The sequence below is a fragment of the Cobetia sp. PDI-12MA genome (assembly GCF_059507695.1).
The window spans coordinates 2563723-2582399 of the sequence record NZ_CM183351.1; the positions used below are offsets into that span (position 1 = coordinate 2563723).

Genomic DNA, 18677 nt, shown 5'->3' on the forward strand with positions numbered 1-18677 from the left:
TTCGCACCCCTGCCCCCCGGAGCCCACATGAGTCACGTACTGCATCGCAACCTCAATCAGGACTATCCCATCGCTGCAAAGGGCGATGGCCCTTACATCGTTGATCGCGAGGGTCGCCGTTATCTGGATGCCAGCGGTGGTGCGGGCGTGTCATGCCTGGGGCACAGCGACGAGGCCGTGGCGCAGGCCATCAAGAATCAGGTCAGCCAACTGGCCTACGCGCATACCTCGTTTTTCACCAGTGACCCGATGGAGCAGCTGGCCGACTTTCTCATCGAACGCGCCCCTGCAGGACTCGACTCCGTCTACTTCGTCTCCGGCGGCTCGGAATCGGTCGAGGCGGCTCTCAAGCTGGCCCGTCAGTATTTCGTCGAGATCGGCCAGCCCCAGCGCAAGCATCTGATCGCGCGGCGCCAGAGCTATCACGGCAATACGCTGGGTGCGCTGGCCACCGGCGGCAACGCCTGGCGCCGTCAGCAATTCGAGCCGCTGCTGATCAACGTCAGCCACGTCAGCCCCTGCTACGCCTATCGGGACCAGCAGCTCGCCGAGACGCCCGAGGCGATGGGCATTCGTCTCGCCGCGGAACTTGAGGAGGAAATCCTGCGCCTGGGCGCCGAGAATGTGATGGCCTTCGTGGCCGAGCCGGTGGTCGGTGCCACCCTGGGCGCCGTCACGGCGGTACCCGGCTACTTCAGACGCATCCGCGAGGTCTGTGATCGCTACGGCGTGCTGCTGATTCTCGACGAGGTGATGTGCGGCATGGGACGTACCGGCAGCCTGTTCGCCGCCGAGCAGGAAGGCATCACGGCGGACCTGATCACCATCGCCAAGGGCCTGGGCGCCGGCTACCAGCCGATCGGCGCGACCCTGGTCAGCCAGCGCATCCGTGATGCCATCGCCAATGGCTCCGGCTTCTTCCAGCACGGTCATACCTACATCGGCCATGCCACCGCCTGTGCCGCGGCGCTGGCAGTCCAGCAGACCATCGAAGCCCGCGACCTGCTCACTCGCGTCAACGTCCTCGGCGAGGGGCTCAAGGCGCGCCTGAACGAGCGCTTCGCGGATCACGCCCATGTCGGTGACATCCGTGGTCGCGGCCTCTTCCAGGGACTGGAGCTGGTGGCGGATCGCGACAGCAAGCGCCCCTTCGACCCGACCCTAAAGCTTCACGCACGGCTCAAGAAGGCTGCGATGGCTGAAGGCCTGATGTGCTACCCGATGGGCGGCACCCTGGATGGCCGCCAGGGCGATCACATCCTGCTGGCACCGCCGTTCATTCTTCAGGAGTCGCACCTGGACGAGCTCACCGCCAGGCTGGGGCGTGCCATCGATACCACCCTGGCCAGCCTGTGACGGCTAAGCTGCAGGCGCATTGCCTACCTAACGATCTTTGAATGGATTTGAAAGGAGTGACTTTCATGGCGATCACATCGCGTCTGACCGAACTGGATGACGCCAGCATGAGCGCGGCTCAGCGCGAGGTGCTGGCCGAGATTCTCAGCGGCCCGCGCGGCAATCTGGACGGCCCCTTCCTGGCCTGGATCCACAGCCCCGAGCTTGCCAGTCATGCCCAGCGCCTCGGCGCCTTCTGCCGTTACGCCACCGGCCTCGAGCTGCGCCTCAGCGAGCTGGCGATTCTCACCACGGCGGTGTGGTGGCAATCCCAGGCCGAATGGCAGATTCACGCGCCGATCGCCGAGCAGGCCGGCCTCGCACCCGAGGTCATCACGGCGCTGCGCGAGGAGCGTGAACCCGAATTTACACGGGAAGATGAGCGGCTGGTCTATCGCATCACCCGCGCGCTCTACGCCAAGCGGCGCATCGATGATGCCCTGTACGGCGAGGCCGTCGCGATGTTCGGCGAAACCGTGGTAGTGGAGCTGGTCGGAGTACTGGGGTATTACGCCCTGGTGGCCATGACGCTGAATGTCTTCGCCGTCCGGCGCGGTGATGACATCCCGCTACCCTTCGAGGAGCCGAGCCGAACTTGAAGCGCGTGTCTTGAAGGGCCTGGATTTCGCCACGCCCGCAACGCTTGAGTACGACACGCACGGCCACAGCGCGCTTGCCCAGCTGTCGCACGCGAGGCATTCTCGAAGGTCTCCTGCTGCGCCCCGGCCACCCTCGGGGCGTGCGTCATTGCGGCGCGAATACCTCGATGACGGCGCTTCGATATCGACGCCAGGATGACAACACCTCGATAACAACAAGATGACCACAAGGTGAGCACTCGATGAGTGATGGCGAACACACGGAAGTGGCGGTGATCGGCGCAGGCGCCGTGGGTGTCGCCTGTGCCCTGTGGCTGCGGCGCAACGGCCACGAGGTGATGATGATCGAACGCGAAGGCATCGCCAGCGGCACCTCCTTCGGCAATGCCAGCACTCTGGCGGATTACGGCTGCCTGCCCATCGCTCGCCCGGAAATCTGGCGCAGCATGCCTTCGCTGTTGCTGTCGCCTGACTCGCCCTTCGTCATCGACTGGAAGTGCCTGCCCAGGCTCTCGCCGTGGCTGATGCGCTTCATGGGCCAGTGCAACGCCACTCGCTTTCGTGCCAACAGCGAGATGCTGGCCCGGCTGCTCAGCCATACCTACACGGACTACCAGCCGCTGCTCGACGATGCCCCCGCCGCTGCCGCGATGATTCAGCGCAAGGGCTGCCTGTATGCCTACGGCAAGGCCGAGAACCTGCAGGCCGCACAGGGCGATATCCAACTACGCGATCAGCTCGGCATCCACCAGCAGGTGCTGACGGCGGACGAGCTGATCGCGCTGGAACCGGCCATGGAAGGCCACACCGCGGGCGGCGTGCTGTTCCCCTCCTCCTGTCACCTCGACGACCCGCAGGTGTTCATCGACGCCCTGGCCACCCCGCTGCGCGAAGAGAGCCGAATCGTCAGCGCTGAGGTCATCCGCCTGAGCCGACAGGCCTCCGGCATGCTGCTGGAGTACGCCGATGGCCGGCGACTCAGGGCGGATAGAGTGGTGCTGGCAGCCGGGGCCTGGTCGGCAAACCTAGCCCGCCAGCTCGGCGACAGGATTCCGCTGGATACCGAGCGTGGCTATCACATCGAATTCGATCTCGAGCACTCGCCGCTCAACCGCCCGACCTGCCCGGTGGAAAGCGCCTTCTACATGACGCCACTGCACAGCGACGAGGGTGCGCGTCTGCGAGTGGCCGGCACCGTGGAGCTGAGTTCGCTTGCGGGGCCGGCCAATCCGGCCCGTTTCGACTATCTGGAAAGCCGGGTGCGCAAGGTGCTGGGAATCAACGCCCCGGTCGCCCGGCGCTGGCTGGGCTTTCGTCCCACCCTACCCGACTGCGTACCGGTGATCGGCCCATCACCCAATGAGCCTCGCGTGATTCATGCCTTTGGCCATCAGCATATCGGGGTGACACTTGCAGGCGTGACGGGGCGCCTGGTCAGCGAATGTCTAGCCAAAGGCTCACCAGAGTGGATCACGCCCTGCTCCCCTGCTCGGTTTTGAAACCATGCTCCATCTCTGATGTCAGGGCGTTATTTTACGAGGCATCCGCGATGCGGGCTTGACCGGTGGTCAGGCGCTCCAGCAACTGCTGCCACTCGCCGCACAGGGTGTCGGCATCGAAGCGCGCGGCATTGTCGCGGGCCAGCAGGGACATCTCGCTGCGACGAGCCTCATCCGTGATCAGGTCACGGATCTCGCGCGCCAGAGCCTCATCGTCCTCGACATCCACCAGCACGCCACTGCCGCCGGCCAGGATTTCGGCAGGCCCGGTCTCACAATCTGTCGAGACCACCGGCAAGCCAAAGGATTGCGCTTCCAGCAGGGTCATCGGCAGCCCCTCCCAGCGTGAGCTCATCACGTACAGCGCCGCCCGCTGATACTCCTTTTCCACCTGTGAGGTGCGGCCCACGAAGACGACGCTGTCACTCAGGCCCAATGTCCAGGCCTGGGCCTTGAGGTCATTTTCATCCTCGCCCCAACCGACGATGCGCAGCCGCCAGTCAGGGTGGGCCGACACGACCTTGTGCCAGGCATTCAGCAGCACATCGAAGCCCTTCTGCTCCGTCAGTCGCCCGACAGCCAGCACGGTACGCGACGCTGTGCTCTCTTCGCTGGGCCTGGGGAAGTGCGGTACCGGATTCCAGATCGCGCCGACCTTGTCGCGGATGCGGTAGCGCGCTCGCCAGGCCTCGGCGTCCCGCTCGGTGAGCACCACGATGGCGTCGGCCAGGCGCACGGCGGTCGAGCGCCCCACCGAACGCAGGCGTGAACCATGATCGGTGGCGAGGTTGAAATGCTCCCAGCAGATGATCCGGGCGCGCTGGAACGGAGCCCACGGCGCACAGAAGGCGAACAGGATCGAATCCACCAGCACCACGACATCAGCCTGTTGGTGACGGACCTTGGCCAGCAGCGCCGAACTGATGCCCAGCGAACGCCGGGCCCCGCCTCTGGCTTCCTTCAGATTCAGGTAACAGGTCGTGATGCTGGCCTCCAGGGCAAACGAGCTGGTCGCTGGCCCGAACAGACTCGCGATCATCACCTCATGATCCGAACGCGCCAGTCCGCTGGCGATTTCGCATGTGACACGTTCCGTGCCTCCGTCACTGGAAAGATTACCGACGACAAACAGAATCTTCATTGGCTCATGCGCTCCACAGGGAAATGCTCGCCGCGAGGCACCCGACAGCAGACGAGATATCGCCTTGCTTGATCGAAATGCCCGACTGCGGCGCAGAAAAAACCCGCCACCGACGAGGGTCGATGGCGGGAGATAGGGGGAAAGACATGAAGCGGTGCGACCTTGCCCAGCACGCTAATGCAGAAGCCAGTGCAGGCATGGTCGCGCAAAACTACTGAAAGCAAGACGACCGGCGGGCCACACGACATGACAGCTTCATGGAGAAAGATGCCTCAGGCACCTTTTCGGAAAGCCAGTACGTCGGAAAGACAGCACGTCCAGAAAGACAACGCGTCAGCAGGAAACACGGCAATAGGAGCGTGCGTGGTAAGCCGACACGGGGAGCTAGCACGGAAAGCAAGCTCGAGAAGCGAGTTCGAAATCGAGAGTGGCAAGCGGTCTGAGCGCTGAACGAGCACTGCCAGGCAGCATGCGAGAGGCCAGCTCAACGCGCCCTGCTCACCCCCGCCTTCTGAGAAGCACGCTTGTCCTGAATCGGGGTGGGCGTACAACGCGCGCCGTGGCATGGGTGATGACGAGCCAGATCCACTGCCGGCGCGCCAGGTTCATCTCAATCGCTCAATGCTGGCACCTGGAGACAGGATCAGCGGTCAGCAATCGGGTGAGACGATTCAGCGTCCTGCTTGCTCGTCCGGCTGGCAGTGATGGCTTCAGTCGAGACGCGATGGATGATGCCGCAATCTTCACAGTGATAGAGCGGCGCCTTGCCGGCCAGTCGCTGCCACCAATGGCGTTTTACGCGATGTACGCTGGCGCCCCCGCATTGGGCGCAGAAACGATATCCACTCATGACGACATTCTGCTCTCTGTTGATGGTATTCACGGGCATCCTTCCCTTTGATAACGATCGATCGCGTTCCAGCGAGACGGCCTGTTCAGCGACACGCGATGTGTCATTGCAAGAAGAAGCACTGTCCCGACCGATTGAGCTCTCCAGGCAGGCGCCTGTCACTCTCACTCGCGGGGCCATTATGCGCGTTAAATCCAGCAGCAGTTCCTGATATTTGCCCAACCGTCGAGAACGATTTTCTTCATCTTCCTGACGAAAATCCAACGGTGTCAATATGTTAGCGTCCTACCTCACGCAGTAGCGAGTACTGACTTACGCAACTCGATATCCAGTGTGTGCTGCAGACAGCCCAGGTAGGCACGCACCACGATCTGCTGATCGAATTCACGCTCGATACGCACGCGTGCCGCCTGCCCCGCCTCCATCAACGCCGCATACGGCATGTCCAGACAGCCCTGCATCTGCTGCTCCAGGGACTCGGCATCGGCCGCTTCGCACAGCCATCCGGTAACGCCTGGTTTGACCGAGCTGCGACAGCCCGGCACATCACTGACGATCGCCGGACGTCCCATCGAGGCCGCCTCCAACACCGTGCGTGGCATGCCTTCCCGGTACGACGGCAGCACCAGCACATTGGCCTCGGCCAGGAAGGGGCGCACATCCCGCTGTTCGCCCAGGTAGTGCAATATGCCGCGCTCGCGCCAGGCCGCGATTTCCTCATCGCTGATCGCGGTGCGATTGCTGATTCCCGACGGGCCGATCAACCAGAAGCGTGCCTGCGGATAACGCTCATGCAGACGCTCGGCCGCCGTCACGTATTCCCGTACTCCCTTGTCGCCGATCAGGCGTGCGACCATCACGAAGGTCAGCGGTGGCGTCTGCGGCTGCGGGGCAAAGGCGAAGCGTTGCGGGTCGATACCGGCGCCGGGCAGCACGACAGACGGTGTGGACTTCTGCAGCCCGAGGCGCATGAACAGACGCTGATCATCGCGGTTCTCGAAGAACACGCAACGCGCGCCACGGTTGGCGAAGCCATACAGCGCCCGTACCCGACGAAACAGCCAGCTGTCATGTATGAAGGCGGTGCCCAGCCCCGAGACGTTGTTGGTGTAAGGAATCTTGAGCAGCCGACAGGCCAGCCCCGAATAGACATTGGCCTTGATGGTGAAGTTGAGAACATAGCGTGGCTTGAGTTTCAGCAATGTCCCCAACAATGCCAGCAGACTCTTGCCCTCGCCGATCAGCGAGGTGCCCTTGCCTTCCATGCCCAGCGCACGATGCTCGACCTTGAGCTCGTTCACCAGGTACTCGCTATGCGCATCGGTGGGTGCAAGGCATACCACGCGATACCCCGAGTCACGCAGCCCTTCGATGACGCCGCGATGGAAGTTGTAGAGAAAGAACGACGAGTTGGAGACCAGCACCACCGTGGAGGGCTGTGCGTCACGTGTTGGCATGGGGCATTCCTTGCGTGTCATGCGAAGAAGAACATGCGCGAGCTTGAGCCCGCGCGACCGGCAGCATCCCGAAGAGAGGCCATCGACAAGCGAAACGATCGAGAAGCGACACCAGCGAGAAAGGAAGGGCGTCGAGTCCAGTCCAGCAGCTCGGTCCAGCAGGTCAGTCCAGCAACGCAGGCCGGCGTTGCTGCTGCCACAGCCGCACCAGTCCTGTGTCATGCGCCATGCACACCACATAGATGACCAGGAACGGGAAGCGATAGCGCACCGCGGTGCCGTAGTTGAAGACGACGAGCCCATAGATGGTGAAGGCACCGATCAGATACAGCAGCCAGAAGAGCGTCTTCTCACGCTGGATCTGCCAGCACTTGAGGGTCAGCCAGACAAGGAAGGCGACCACCAGCAGGTTCTCTCCCGACTGGATCAACTGCAGCACATTGGCGGCTTCCCAGGGCAATGGCTTGATCAGGAAATAGAGCGCGCCCTGGATCCCCGTCACCACGAAGTCCCCGAAGCCTTGAATGACTTCCACATCCTCGATCTTGCCGCCATCTTCCAGATACATGGCCGCGCGGAAGAAGTTGATCTGGTCGACCGCCAGCGGATAGATGACCAACACACTGGCGGCCAGCCCGACCAGCAACCAGCAGAATCGCCTGGTCGACAGGCCCTGACGGCTGACGTCGTAGAGGAGATAGATGCCGAGGAAGATCAGCATGATCAGAGCGTTCTGGAACTTGATGATCCATAACGGCAACAGGAAGATCAGCGCCCACACCGGCCGACGTTCGATGGCCAGCAGGAAGCTGCCGAGCATGAAGCCGGTGACCAGGGTGTCGCGCAGGCTCAGTGAGCTGTAGAGCACCAGGCTCGGGTAGCACAGCACGAAGAGCAATACCGCGTGGGAGATGATGCCGCGGCGAATCAGCACCATCAGCGCGCCGATATAGAGGAACTTGTTGAAGAAGCCCAGGCTGGTGATGGTTTCCGCCAGCGGCAACGGCAACAGCGCCAGAAATCCCGACGAGACCGAGACGGTCAGGGAATGGTCCATCGCTCCCCAGTCCATGCTGCGCATGGCCAATACCTGCTCCCAGTAGCGGAACTGGTCCGGCATGTACTCGGCATCGAACAGCACATTGTTCAACAGATACGGCACCGCACTGCTCAGACTCAGGATGATCGCGACATTGCGCGTTACCCAACCACGCAGAAAGCCCACCATCACCAGTACCAGACAGACAAGCAGGTTGGGCAGGTCGAGCAGAATGTGTTCCATGGAAAGACTTATTCTCGTGCGCCGCTGTTGGCCAGTTCGGCCTGCAGACTGGCGGATGTCATGAGGGGCGCGGACGCGCCGGTATCAGCGCTGGGGGCCTGGCGACTCACCACGCCAGAGGTGTCGAGCGTTGACGAGGACTGCGCGAGGCCAGCCGCAGCTCCCCCGCTGCTGACCTGCCAGCCCCGGGTCGAGAAAGGAGATGCGCCCTCGACCTGGGCTGCCGACAGCATCAACGACAGGCACTGCATCAATTGATGCTCGCTCAGCGCTCCTGTCTCCTCATCAGGGGTCAACGGCAACGTCACGACGCGCGCGGCCTCGATTCCGCCCTCGTGGCGTACCTGGCAGCCGGCTTCATCGCTTTCGACCAGCACCAGTGCCGCATGCGGATACTTGAGCGCCATCCTGCGCCTCAGGCCCCGCGCCTTGCTGCCAGCCGCCACCAGTTCAGTGGCCGGTGACACGACATGATGTGCAATCACCGGCACGCGCCAACGGTCCAGACGGCGCGCCTTGAGCGCATTGAAGTTGGCTTCCAGGCCGCTGGACAACAGGACACACGGGCGATGACGCGCCAGATAGCGCGTCAGGGCCAGCACGCCCGTCAACTCAGTGTGCACGCCCAGCTCTACCAGCCGCACCCCATGGGCCAGACCTTCGATCAACTCCTCATGGGCCTGGGGCACGATGAGGTCCACCTCGTGCCCCAGGCGCGTCAGCCCCGCCGCCAACGCCAGCATCTGGCGAGTCTCGAGGGTCATCTGCCGTGCCACGACCAAAAGCGCCATCCGATGCGTCTTCATTGCCACTCCTTCGCCAGTGTTTGCCTTGAGCCAGGCTCGATCGAATCAATTCACGATGAGCGCCATGTCATCTGCGCATGGCGCTCATCGTCAGCCCCACTTCCTTCTCTGCGTTCAGGCCAGTCGCTGATAGACACTGCGCGCCTGGCGGGCCAGCGGCGCCGGCAACCAGGCCACGACCCGGCGCGCCATGCGCTTGAACATGCACATCAGCACCTGGCCCTTCTTCTGCGCTGACATCGAGGCCCACTCGGGGGTCATCATCTGGTGGGCATCCACGCAGTAGACAGGCCTGCCGGTCATGCGCGTGATGTTGGTGGCCTGCCCCACCTCGCTCTCGATGAACAGGCGACAGCCGGAGTCACGGTAGTAATCCGCCTTGTGGCTCGAATGGCGGTTCTGGCGCAGGCGCTCTTCCTTGCTGGGCAGGTCAAGCATGATCAGGTGGTCATACTCGACACCGTGACGGGCCAGCCAGGCGGTCGTCTCGGGGCGATATTTTTCCAGCCGATTGGTAACCAGCGAGTGCACACGGTAGGTCGGGATATGCAGAGGCGCCGCGTTGGTCAGGAAGTCGCGATAGCGCGGGCCGTCATCGTTCTGCTCAGGTGTCGGGTCGAGGCACAGCACGCCATCGATATCCAGGCAGCTATCGGCCAGCGCCGGGTGATGGAACAGATTCCACTGGAAGGCACGCGGGTGCTCCAGCTCGACCAGATACATGTCCACCCCCACCACCGGTGCCGGGTTGGCATAGATGACGCAGGTGGTGATGTCACAGGGACATTCTTGCGGAATGCGCGCCAGGGAGGCCTTGAGCGAGGCCCCACTGTTGAAACTGTCATCGACCAACAGCACACGCTGACTTTCCCAGGCGCTCTGCGCCGTACCACGTAGCTTGCGCGTCATTCCCTTGCCGGGCGAGCCGTTGGCGATGAAGGTATCGAGGTCCGTGCAGGCTCGATTGAGCATGGCGCTGATCATGTAGGCCGGCACCATGCCACTGCGCGGGATCCCGACGATCAGATCGAAATTCCCGGCTTGCAGGCGCGGCAACTGCCTGGCGATATCCGAACTCAGATCGGCATAACTGCGATAATTCATGTTGCGGTCCCCTTGCGACTCACGACGGCCCGAGGCCGCTATCCTTCGCGCTTTTGTGTGTTGCAGCGCTTTTTTGATGTCATTGACGACGTCCTGTCATCAAACGCTTCTCTCGCCCTCATCTCCCCGATAATCGGGGCATTCAGGCGCTTTTCCGCTTCTGTACTGCGCTGTCGGCTGTCACACGACGGCGACGAGTGCCTGTCAACCTGGTCATCACATCCTGGCGCACGAGGCGCAGCAGCCGACTGCGGTCCATGTGCGAAAGCAGCGCGACCCCCTGGCGGAAGTTGGCCAGGCGCTGCATGGGGCTCGCGGGCGCCATCACGTACTGCTTGAAGTAGTGATAGAGCGGGATATACAGGCTGTCGGAATGCGGCATGTGCCGGGTATTGGCATGAAAGACGTCGATGGCCGAGATCATGTCGCTCTGATAGCGCTGTTCGGCCTCGCTTTCCTGCTGCTGCGATGTCCAGGAGCCCTTGGCATTGCGGCGATAGACACAGGCAGCATCTTCGTAATAGAGAGTCTCGCCTTGCAGTGCCATGTAGGACTGCAGGAAGAAGTCCATGATCGGGGCACCGCGATAGGACGCCATCATCGCGTCGACGGTGGCGTCGACGCGTCGGAAGCTGAAGGCCGGTGACGGAATGGAGGCGCCGCGCAGCCCGATCACCGCCTCGGCAGAGATCTTCTTCACGCTATCGGCATAGCGGCAGATGAGCGAGTGCTCGCCGGTGGCTTCATTGAACTCCAGCGCCGGATGGAAACAGACCGTCGCCTCGGGATAGGCGTCGAACAAGGCGACCTGACGGGCCAGCTTGTCGGGCTTGATCCAGTAATCATCGCCTTCGCAGTAGGCGATGATGTCGCCACGCATCACCGGCATGCAGAAGGTGATCGGCCAGATATGCTGTGAATACTGGTTCACGTCCTGCAGGATCGGCCGCACGATGTTCGGGTAACGGGCCGCATATTCCTCGATGATTTCCCGCGTGCCATCGGTCGAGGCATCGTCATGCACGACGATCTCGAACGCAAAACGCGTACGCTGCATCAAAAAGCCATCCAGCGCCGTGCGAATATAATCGCCATGATTGAAGGCGAAACACATCACCGAGACGCGCGGGGCGCTGAGATCGCCCTCCCACTCCGCCATGATGGCGGCTTCCTCGGCAGGCACCGGCGGCACAGGCAAGGGGCCCGACTGCGGTGTGCCATCCATGAGAGGCGTCGCGAGTGCCCGGGCATAGCTCAGTTCTAACATGCAGTATTCCCCACTTTCCGTTGTGAAAGACGCTCCTGGATCCATCCGGCGCCGTATTGCCAGGCCGCGAAGCGCAACCAGCAGGACAGCAACAGATAGGCCGCCCCTGCCAGCAGGCCTGATACCACCAGCACCACCGGCGCCGGCCAGATGGCCAACAGCGCAGGCACGGCCCACCAGGTGGCGCCCGCCACCGCAGCGGAAAGCCACAGAGCCGGCAGGAAGTCGGCCAGCTGCTCGCGGATGCTGTAGTTGATCAACGCCCGCGAGAACCAGGCATTGGGGATGTAGGACACCACCGCCACCACGATCTGGCCGATCAGGATCGCCATCACGCCATGGCGCCAGGTCACCGCCAGCACCGCACAGATCAACACCTTCTTGATGATCTCGAGCCCGAGGAACAGGTCCGAGCGGCCCTTGACCTTGAGCACATTGAGATTGAGCGTGCTCAGGGGATACATGACGGCCGCGATGCACATCAGCTGCAGATAAGGCACCGCCGCAAGCCACCGGCTGGGCAATAGCGTCAGGAACAGCGGCTCGGCCAGCGCCGCCAGCAACAGCATCGCCGGGAACAGCAGATAGACCATGACCTGCAGGATCTGACGATAGGCATTCTTGAGGCGTACCGGGTCCTCCTGGATGCTCGCCAGCGCCGGGAAGGTCACGTTCTGCACCGCCGTCACCAGCTGATTGATCACCAGCTCCTTGAGACGCTCGGCGAAGAAGAACAGTCCCGCCACCGAAGCGGAGAACAGCTTGGCGACCAGCAGTACGTAAAGATTGACGAACACCACATCCAGCATGCGCGACAGGAACATCTTGTAGCCGAAGCGGAACATCGCCTTGAAGGACACCACATCGAATTCCAGTCGTGGCCGCCAGCTCCCCCACCACCACATCAGGGCGGTAGTGACCAGCGCCGCCGTCAACATCTGCCCCACCAGCGCCCAGACCCCGAAGCCCAGCCAGCCCAGCAGCACAGCCACCCCGCCCGACACCACGCTGCCGGGAATGCCAGCCTTCATGCGCGTGCGAAAATCCAGAGCGCGGTTGAGCATCGCGCCCTGAATGACCTCGAAGGAATTGATCAGCACCACGATACCGCCGATACGCACCAGCACGATCAGGCGTGGCTCGGCATAGAAGTCGGCGATCAGGGGGGCGCTGGCATACAGCAGGCCGTAGGCCAGCACCCCGAAGGCGATATTGCTGAAGAAGGCGGTGCTGGCATCACGCGGCCCGAGGGTCGGCATGCGCAGGATGGCCTGTTGAAGACCGGAATCCATCATGGCCGAGGCGATGGTCAGAAAGACCAGCACCATCGCCAGCAACCCGAAATCTTCCGGTACCAGCAGCCGCGCCAGCAGCAGCGTGACCAGACTGGCCATGCCACGCCGCAATAGCTGATCGGAGAAATTCCACAGAATGCCGATGGCGGTCTTGTTGCTCAGTGACACGAGGCGAGGCCTCCCTGAACCGAGTGGGTGGAGACATCGCGCACCAGCGGCCCCGGCACAGAGGCCGTGTCTCCAGCAACATTGCCCGCGGCGCGCAGCAGCTCCGGGCCTTCCGGCAGCAGCTGGTACTCGGCGAGTCTGTCGCGCACCTCGCTCGGTGAACACCACATCAGCATATCGATGATCGACAAGCCGGCGACGAACTCCTCGTGACGCTCTGGGCGGCATATATCTGCCCCCGCCTCGCCACACGAATCACGTGGTGTCTGGCAATAGTCACTCGGCTGGCTTGCGAGGAATGACAGCGTGATGCCATGGGCCGCAAAGGGAGCCGCCTGGTAGAGCTTGCGACCGCCGATGCTGTTGATGTAACCCTTGGCCCCGCGCATCAGTGACATCCCGATCAGGCGGTCCTGGGCCTTGAGGCTGCGGTCGTGCTCAAGCTCGCTGGTGAGCAGAAAGCGACACTCCAGCCCCAGGTAGTCACACACCCGTTCGAAGCTGTACTTGCACAGCGCCCCGATGCGGCGGTCTTCATGCTGGAACACCGACTGCAGCAGCGGCATGACCTGTGCGTAATACGGTGCCCTGGCATAGGCGTGATGCAGCGTGGTCAGCAGGCTGTCAGGTGTCGGGCCGAAGACGAGCTCGCAGATCAGGCGGTTGGGCGATGCCTTGGGCACCGACAGCGTGAAGCGATGCGCCCTGCCGCCCAGCAGCACATTGTTGCGATTGATATAGCCACGCGGAATGAAGGCGACATCGTCATAGACGAGAAACTCGTCACAGGCATGCATCAGCTGGAAATAGCCGATATGCGGGAATAGATAGGGCTGCATGATCGCGATGTTCATGATCAGGCGGCCTTGACGTGGCGATTGACGATGATGCGCACCGCCCCGAGGATCTCGCTGACCTCAAGGCCCGAGTAGAGCGGCAGACACAGGATACGACTGGCGATATCGGTGGAATGCAGGATCTGCGGGGTGATGACATCCTCGTCCTGCAATTCGGCGGCGGGCCGCCCGAGGAAGGACAGCGATTCCAGTGACGGGCAGAAGTAACGTCGTGCCAGATAGCCTTCCTGCTGCAGGCGCTGCATGACCTCGAGGAGCATGCTTTCGCTTTCGAGGATGATCGGGAAGTAGGCGTAATTCAGGCTGGCGCCGGTCTGGCGGGTCTGCAGCTGGACATTGCCGCGCAGCGCCTGGGCATAGGCATGCCAGACAAGCGCCCGGCTCTCCAGATTGCCTTCGATCTCATCCAGCACGCACAGCCCCATCGCCGCCTGGAACTCGTTCATCTTGGCGTTGATGCCCAGCTCCTCGATGCACTCCGGGCCGGTGATGCCGAAGTTGATCAATTTGCGGGCACGCTCCAGATCTTCCTTGCGCTTGAAGATGATCGCGCCGCCTTCGATGCTGTGGAACAGCTTGGTGGCGTGGAAGCTCAGGGTGCTGGCATCGCCATGTGACAGCAGGCTGTTGCCGCGATAGGTCACGCCGAAGGCGTGAGCACCGTCATAGATGACCTTCAGATCATGCGCCGCGCCCAGCGCATCGATGGCCTCGACATCACAGGCATTGCCGAACACGTGCACCGGCACGATGGCACGGGTGCGTGGCGTGATGGCCGACTCGATGCGCGCCGGGTCCAGACACAGGGTGTCGGGGTCGATATCCGTGAACACCGGCTGCATGCCCTCCCACTTCAGGCTGCTGGCGGTGGCGATGAAGGTGAAGGGCGTGGTGATGACCTCCGCCGATTCGTACTGGCCCGGCATCTGGGCGATGCCCAGCGCGCGATAGGCGATCTGCAGCGCCAGGGTGCCATTGCTGACCAGCAGCAGGTTCTCGACACCCAGATAGGTTTCCAGACGGCGAGTGAGCTCCTGCTCGAGCGGGCCGTGGTTGGTCAACCAGCGCCCCTCGAAGATGGAATCCACATAGCGGTCGAAATTCTCCCGCTCCGGGAAGTAGGGACGCGTCACCGTGATCATGATATCGACTCCTTTCGTACATCAGATGAAGGTTGGCTCTGACAGCAGACGAGTGCCCGGTGCAGCGAGTCGCTGCCGAGTCCCTCTGGCAGCGACTCGCTGCACGTTTCAAAGCAAAACCGCGCACTCGCCTGCGCATACGCTCGTCTACAGACATCTACAGATAGTGAAGACCCGCTCAGCGCGAGCCGTTGCCGCTGATCACGATCTTGATGGTGCGGATCACCACCAGCAGATCGAGCCAGAAGGAAAAATGCTTGATGTAGAAGAAGTCGTATTCCAGCTTGCGGATCATGCCTTCCACTTCAGCGGCGTAACCCTGCTCGACCTGCGCCCAGCCGGTGATGCCCGGGCGCACGACATGGCGGTAGTGGAAGAACGGCACGTCCTTGCGATACCAGTCGGCCAGATTCATCGACTCGGGGCGCGGGCCGATCAGGCTCATGTCGCCCTTGAGCACATTGAACAGCTGGGGCAGCTCATCGAGACGACACTTGCGGATGAAGCGCCCGACTCGCGTGATGCGTGGGTCACTGCCTTCCTGGGTGAAGCCCGCGCCCTTCATGCCGTCGTACATGCTGCGGAACTTGTAGACGGTGAAGGGGCGGCAGTGAAAGCCCATGCGCGGCTGGCGGAAGATCACCGGCCCGGGGCTGTCGAGGCGGATCGCCAGCGCCGTCAGCAACATGACGGGCGCCAGCAGCGGCAGCATGAGGGCGGCGACGGTGAAGTCCATCCAGCGCTTGATGACCTCATAGTCTTCCCTCGGCGTCAGCGAGCCGAACTCGTTGGCGTAGAGGTGATCCAGCAGCACGCGACCGGTGATCATCTCGTGGGCATGGGTCGCGTGATAGACCGGGATACGGTGGATGGTGCAGTCGGCCAGGAAGCTCTCCCACTCGCTGGGCAGCTCACCGCGCAGGTCCGCCACCACGCCGTCGATACGCGGCAGACCGACCAGGTCCGGCCCGCGCAACGACAGCCACTCGACGCCCGGGCGAGTGCACAGACCCGGTGCCTTGCCGTAGGGCACCACCGCGAAGCGCATCCGGCGCAGTCGGGTGTCGATGTAGTAGTAGGCCGTGCACAGGCTCACCGCGAGCAGGAAGGACAAGCCGACCTGGTGACGCGAATACTCAAGTCCCAGCACGCCCAGCACCATCATCAAGGTCAGATAGGAGATGACGATCGCCGGCACGACATAGAGGTAGGAGCGCGTGCCCGGCAGGCGGGACAGGCGGTTGACAGCCGTCACCGACAGGGTGTACGCCACGCCGGTGCCCAGCAGGGCATGCCACTGATCATCGCTGGTCAGCCACCAGTGGGTGTCGCCCTGCACCAGCTGGTTCAACCCTGCCTGGTACAGTGCCGGCGCGATGACCACCACCAGCATCCCGAAGATCAGCTGCAATCGCTTGCTGGCCAGCAAGCGCTCGTAGTGATGCGAGTAACGCCGCTGGTGCTCCATCGACAAGGGTATACCGCTCATCGTGCTTACCTCCTCCGTGATTCAAGCGTCATGAGAGCTGTCAAGCGAGACGATGTCAGGCGTAGCTGTAGTTGTAATAGCCGTAGCCATGCTTGTCGCCAGCTTGCGATTCGATGGCATTCAGGATGGCGCCCTTGACGTGAATGCCGTTGTTCTCGAGCTTCTTGCGCGCATGCTCGAGTTCGCGTACCTGGTTCATGCCAAAGCGCGCCACCATCAGACTGGCGCCGACGTGACGACCGATGATCAGCGCTTCGGTCACGGCCAGTACCGGCGGCGTGTCGATGATGATCAGGTCGTAACGCTCACCGAGTTGTTCCAGCAGCTCGGCGAAATTGGGCTGCATCAGCAGCTCCGACGGGTTGGGCGGCGCGACGCCACGGCCCAGGAAATCAAGATTGTCGATGCGCGAGTGATACAGCACGCTGTCCAGCGGACTGGCACCGCTGAGCACATCCGACAGACCGCCCTGCTCGGAGGTACGCTGGAAGGCGTGATGCAGGTGACCACGACGCATGTCGGCATCGATCAGCAGCACGCGCTGGCCGGCCTCGGCGCTCACCGCCGCCAGATTGAGACTGACGAAGCTCTTGCCGATGCCCGGGCTCGGCCCGGTGAACATCACCGACTTGCGGCGATTGTCGAGCAGCGCGAAGTGCAGGCTGGTGCGCAGGCTGCGCAGGGCCTCGATACTGATGTCCGACGGCTGGGAGGTGGCCAGCACCCCCTGATAGATCTCGCGACCGCCCTTCTCGCCCTTGAGACGCACGCGGCGCATCATGTTGTGCTGCTGCGGGGAGAGCGGCACCGTGGCATAGACGGGCAGGTCCAGCGCCTCGATCTGCTCGGCAGTGTCGATGCCCTTGCGCATCGCATGCCGCAGCAGCGCGGCCAGCGTGCCCAGCATCAGGCCGATCATGCAGAACACGGCCAGCATCAGGGACGTCTTCGGCGAGATGGGCACTGGCTGCAGCACCGCCGGGTCCAGGATGCGCACGTTGCCGACGGTGCCGGCCTTCTTGAGACGCACTTCCTCACGCTTGTTGAGCAGCGCGACATAGATTTCCTGGCTGACTGTGACGTTGCGATTCAGATTGAGTGCCTCGCGCTGGGCGGCCGGCAGCTGCTCGGCCTGCTTCTGCACGCGCGCCTTCTCCTGATTGAGCGAATCACGACGTGCCACCAGCGCCCGATAGGCCGGGTGCTCGCTGGTGTAGGCACGGGACAGCTCGGCCAGGCGCAGCTTGATCTCGGTCAGCTGATTGTCCAGTCCGACGAGATTCTCCATCACCTGCTGACTCTCGGCGGTCAGATCGACCGAGTCGCGACGGCGGCGATAGTCGTTGAGTGCCGATTCGGCCTCATCGAGCTGGCCACGCAGCGTCGGGATCTGGTCGCCCAGAAAGCCGAGCTGATTGTCCGCCTCGGCGGATTCCCGCTCGATGTTCTGCTGCAGGAAGACATTGGTGATGGTGTCCAGGGTGTTGACGATGGCGGTCTGGTCACTGCCGGACAGGCTCAGCGTGACCACCCCGGTGTCGGTGCCATTGCGCACGGCGGTGAAGCGCGACTTGAGCGAGTTGATGGCGCTCAGGTCCGAGATGCTGGTCAGCGTGAAGCGTGCCCCCGGCTCGGCTGACAACTCACGCACGAAGACCTTGATGCCCTCCGCCAGCGCGTTCTCGCCCACCTTGCCATCGACGATCGCCTGCCCCTCGGCATCCCGCAGGCGGTAGCGCTCATCGCCCAGGGCCTCGAGCGTCAGCGTCTGCTGTTGCCACGGGCCACTCAGCTCGAGCGTGGTGACCTTGAGGGTGTCATCGCCCCAGGCGTAATCCTGCCCGCCGAGGCTTGCCGGCAGGCGCAGTTGGCGATTGGAGAGCCAGTCGCCGATGACCGGGTAGCGCACCGGAGAGACCACGATATTGAGGCGCTCACGCTCCACGGCCTGCCCCAGCACCAGTCGTGAGGCGAGAATTTCCAGCTCATCGCTGGTGCTGCTCTCATCGCTGCCGGTCGCCTGACCGGCCAGCGGCCCCAGCAGGCTGGCGCTGCCGCCCTTGTCCTCGATCTGGATCAGGGAATCGGCCAGGTAGATGCGTTGCTGACTGCCGACGAGATAGATGCCCAGGAGAGTGAACAGCAGCGTGCTGCCGATCAGCCACCAGCGTCGATGCCAGAGCAAGGCGAGGATGGTGCTGAAATCGAGTCGGCGCGTGGTGTCCTTGCCAGGCTGTGCAGAAGAGGATGGCATGGGAGAGGTGTACTGATTCATGACGCCGCCTTGAGTAAGCGATTCAGGCCCGGCAGGCAGGTGATACGGCAG

Annotated in this window: 15 protein-coding genes; 3 read left to right on the plus strand and 12 right to left on the minus strand. The window is 62.8% G+C overall.

All coding sequences use genetic code 11. From position 1 onward, the window contains the following. Window positions 1-27: 27 nt before the first annotated feature. The 3 genes from AC5WNI_RS10955 (at window position 28) to AC5WNI_RS10965 (ending at window position 3493) form a co-directional block, all read left to right on the plus strand. Entirely contained in the window at window positions 28-1356 is a 1329-nt protein-coding gene (locus AC5WNI_RS10955) for an aspartate aminotransferase family protein (protein WP_495928456.1), read from the plus strand. A gap of 65 nt (window positions 1357-1421) precedes the next feature. Further along, entirely contained in the window at window positions 1422-1994 is a 573-nt protein-coding gene (locus tag AC5WNI_RS10960) for a carboxymuconolactone decarboxylase family protein (RefSeq protein ID WP_495928457.1), read from the plus strand. 242 nt (window positions 1995-2236) lie between these two features. Then, on the plus strand, window positions 2237-3493 hold the full coding sequence (locus AC5WNI_RS10965) for an NAD(P)/FAD-dependent oxidoreductase (protein WP_285461548.1): 1257 nt from the start codon (window positions 2237-2239) through the stop codon (window positions 3491-3493). A 34-nt stretch (window positions 3494-3527) separates the two neighbouring features. Here AC5WNI_RS10965 and AC5WNI_RS10970 read toward each other — a convergent pair whose 3' ends face one another. From AC5WNI_RS10970 to AC5WNI_RS11025, 12 genes are all read right to left on the minus strand, one after another. Then, window positions 3528-4634, minus strand: a complete 1107-nt coding sequence (locus AC5WNI_RS10970; protein WP_368449412.1) for a glycosyltransferase family 4 protein — start codon at window positions 4632-4634, stop codon at window positions 3528-3530. Between the two features lie 643 nt (window positions 4635-5277). Beyond that, entirely contained in the window at window positions 5278-5757 is a 480-nt protein-coding gene (locus AC5WNI_RS10975) for a hypothetical protein (RefSeq protein WP_175089503.1), read from the minus strand. Between the two features lie 17 nt (window positions 5758-5774). Then, window positions 5775-6941, minus strand: coding sequence for a glycosyltransferase family 4 protein (locus tag AC5WNI_RS10980; protein WP_368449414.1), 1167 nt, complete (start codon window positions 6939-6941; stop codon window positions 5775-5777). A 163-nt stretch (window positions 6942-7104) separates the two neighbouring features. Then, the gene (locus tag AC5WNI_RS10985; RefSeq protein ID WP_285461544.1) at window positions 7105-8223 is read right to left on the minus strand and encodes a hypothetical protein; all 1119 of its coding nucleotides are present in this window, start codon (window positions 8221-8223) and stop codon (window positions 7105-7107) included. An 8-nt stretch (window positions 8224-8231) separates the two neighbouring features. Further along, a complete protein-coding gene (locus AC5WNI_RS10990; RefSeq protein WP_368449416.1) occupies window positions 8232-9029 on the minus strand; it encodes a glycosyltransferase family 4 protein in 798 nt (265 codons plus the stop codon). A gap of 114 nt (window positions 9030-9143) precedes the next feature. Further along, window positions 9144-10133, minus strand: a complete 990-nt coding sequence (locus AC5WNI_RS10995) for a phosphoribosyltransferase family protein (RefSeq protein ID WP_368449418.1) — start codon at window positions 10131-10133, stop codon at window positions 9144-9146. A gap of 142 nt (window positions 10134-10275) precedes the next feature. Further along, window positions 10276-11400 carry a glycosyltransferase family 2 protein gene (locus AC5WNI_RS11000; RefSeq protein WP_495928458.1) on the minus strand — a complete coding sequence of 375 codons (1125 nt, stop codon included), beginning with the start codon at window positions 11398-11400 and terminating at the stop codon, window positions 10276-10278. Next, window positions 11394-12863 carry a lipopolysaccharide biosynthesis protein gene (locus AC5WNI_RS11005; protein ID WP_285461540.1) on the minus strand — a complete coding sequence of 490 codons (1470 nt, stop codon included), beginning with the start codon at window positions 12861-12863 and terminating at the stop codon, window positions 11394-11396. The genes AC5WNI_RS11000 and AC5WNI_RS11005 overlap by 7 nt, the downstream gene beginning before the upstream one ends. Further along, window positions 12854-13717 carry a WbqC family protein gene (locus AC5WNI_RS11010; RefSeq protein WP_175089497.1) on the minus strand — a complete coding sequence of 288 codons (864 nt, stop codon included), beginning with the start codon at window positions 13715-13717 and terminating at the stop codon, window positions 12854-12856. Before AC5WNI_RS11010 ends, AC5WNI_RS11005 begins: the two co-directional genes overlap by 10 nt. 2 nt (window positions 13718-13719) lie before the next feature. After that, on the minus strand, window positions 13720-14862 hold the full coding sequence (locus AC5WNI_RS11015; protein ID WP_368449422.1) for a DegT/DnrJ/EryC1/StrS family aminotransferase: 1143 nt from the start codon (window positions 14860-14862) through the stop codon (window positions 13720-13722). 178 nt (window positions 14863-15040) lie between these two features. Beyond that, complete coding sequence (locus AC5WNI_RS11020) at window positions 15041-16351, minus strand: exopolysaccharide biosynthesis polyprenyl glycosylphosphotransferase (protein ID WP_285461537.1); 1311 nt, start codon at window positions 16349-16351, stop codon at window positions 15041-15043. 55 nt (window positions 16352-16406) lie between these two features. Further along, entirely contained in the window at window positions 16407-18626 is a 2220-nt protein-coding gene (locus AC5WNI_RS11025; RefSeq protein ID WP_368449425.1) for a polysaccharide biosynthesis tyrosine autokinase, read from the minus strand. Window positions 18627-18677: the final 51 nt, after the last annotated feature.

Excerpts from the sequence above, each read along its gene's own strand:
- AC5WNI_RS10955 (WP_495928456.1), top strand. The coding sequence starts at position 28 with ATGAGTCACGTACTGCATCGCAACCTCAATCAGGACTATCCCATCGCT.
- AC5WNI_RS10960 (WP_495928457.1), top strand. The coding sequence starts at position 1,422 with ATGGCGATCACATCGCGTCTGACCGAACTGGATGACGCCAGCATGAGC.
- AC5WNI_RS10965 (WP_285461548.1), top strand. The coding sequence starts at position 2,237 with ATGAGTGATGGCGAACACACGGAAGTGGCGGTGATCGGCGCAGGCGCC.
- AC5WNI_RS10970 (WP_368449412.1), bottom strand. The coding sequence starts at position 4,634 with ATGAAGATTCTGTTTGTCGTCGGTAATCTTTCCAGTGACGGAGGCACG.
- AC5WNI_RS10980 (WP_368449414.1), bottom strand. The coding sequence starts at position 6,941 with ATGCCAACACGTGACGCACAGCCCTCCACGGTGGTGCTGGTCTCCAAC.
- AC5WNI_RS10985 (WP_285461544.1), bottom strand. The coding sequence starts at position 8,223 with ATGGAACACATTCTGCTCGACCTGCCCAACCTGCTTGTCTGTCTGGTA.
- AC5WNI_RS10990 (WP_368449416.1), bottom strand. The coding sequence starts at position 9,029 with ATGAAGACGCATCGGATGGCGCTTTTGGTCGTGGCACGGCAGATGACC.
- AC5WNI_RS10995 (WP_368449418.1), bottom strand. The coding sequence starts at position 10,133 with ATGAATTATCGCAGTTATGCCGATCTGAGTTCGGATATCGCCAGGCAG.
- AC5WNI_RS11000 (WP_495928458.1), bottom strand. The coding sequence starts at position 11,400 with ATGTTAGAACTGAGCTATGCCCGGGCACTCGCGACGCCTCTCATGGAT.
- AC5WNI_RS11010 (WP_175089497.1), bottom strand. The coding sequence starts at position 13,717 with ATGAACATCGCGATCATGCAGCCCTATCTATTCCCGCATATCGGCTAT.
- AC5WNI_RS11015 (WP_368449422.1), bottom strand. The coding sequence starts at position 14,862 with ATGATCACGGTGACGCGTCCCTACTTCCCGGAGCGGGAGAATTTCGAC.
- AC5WNI_RS11020 (WP_285461537.1), bottom strand. The coding sequence starts at position 16,351 with ATGAGCGGTATACCCTTGTCGATGGAGCACCAGCGGCGTTACTCGCAT.
- AC5WNI_RS11025 (WP_368449425.1), bottom strand. The coding sequence starts at position 18,626 with ATGAATCAGTACACCTCTCCCATGCCATCCTCTTCTGCACAGCCTGGC.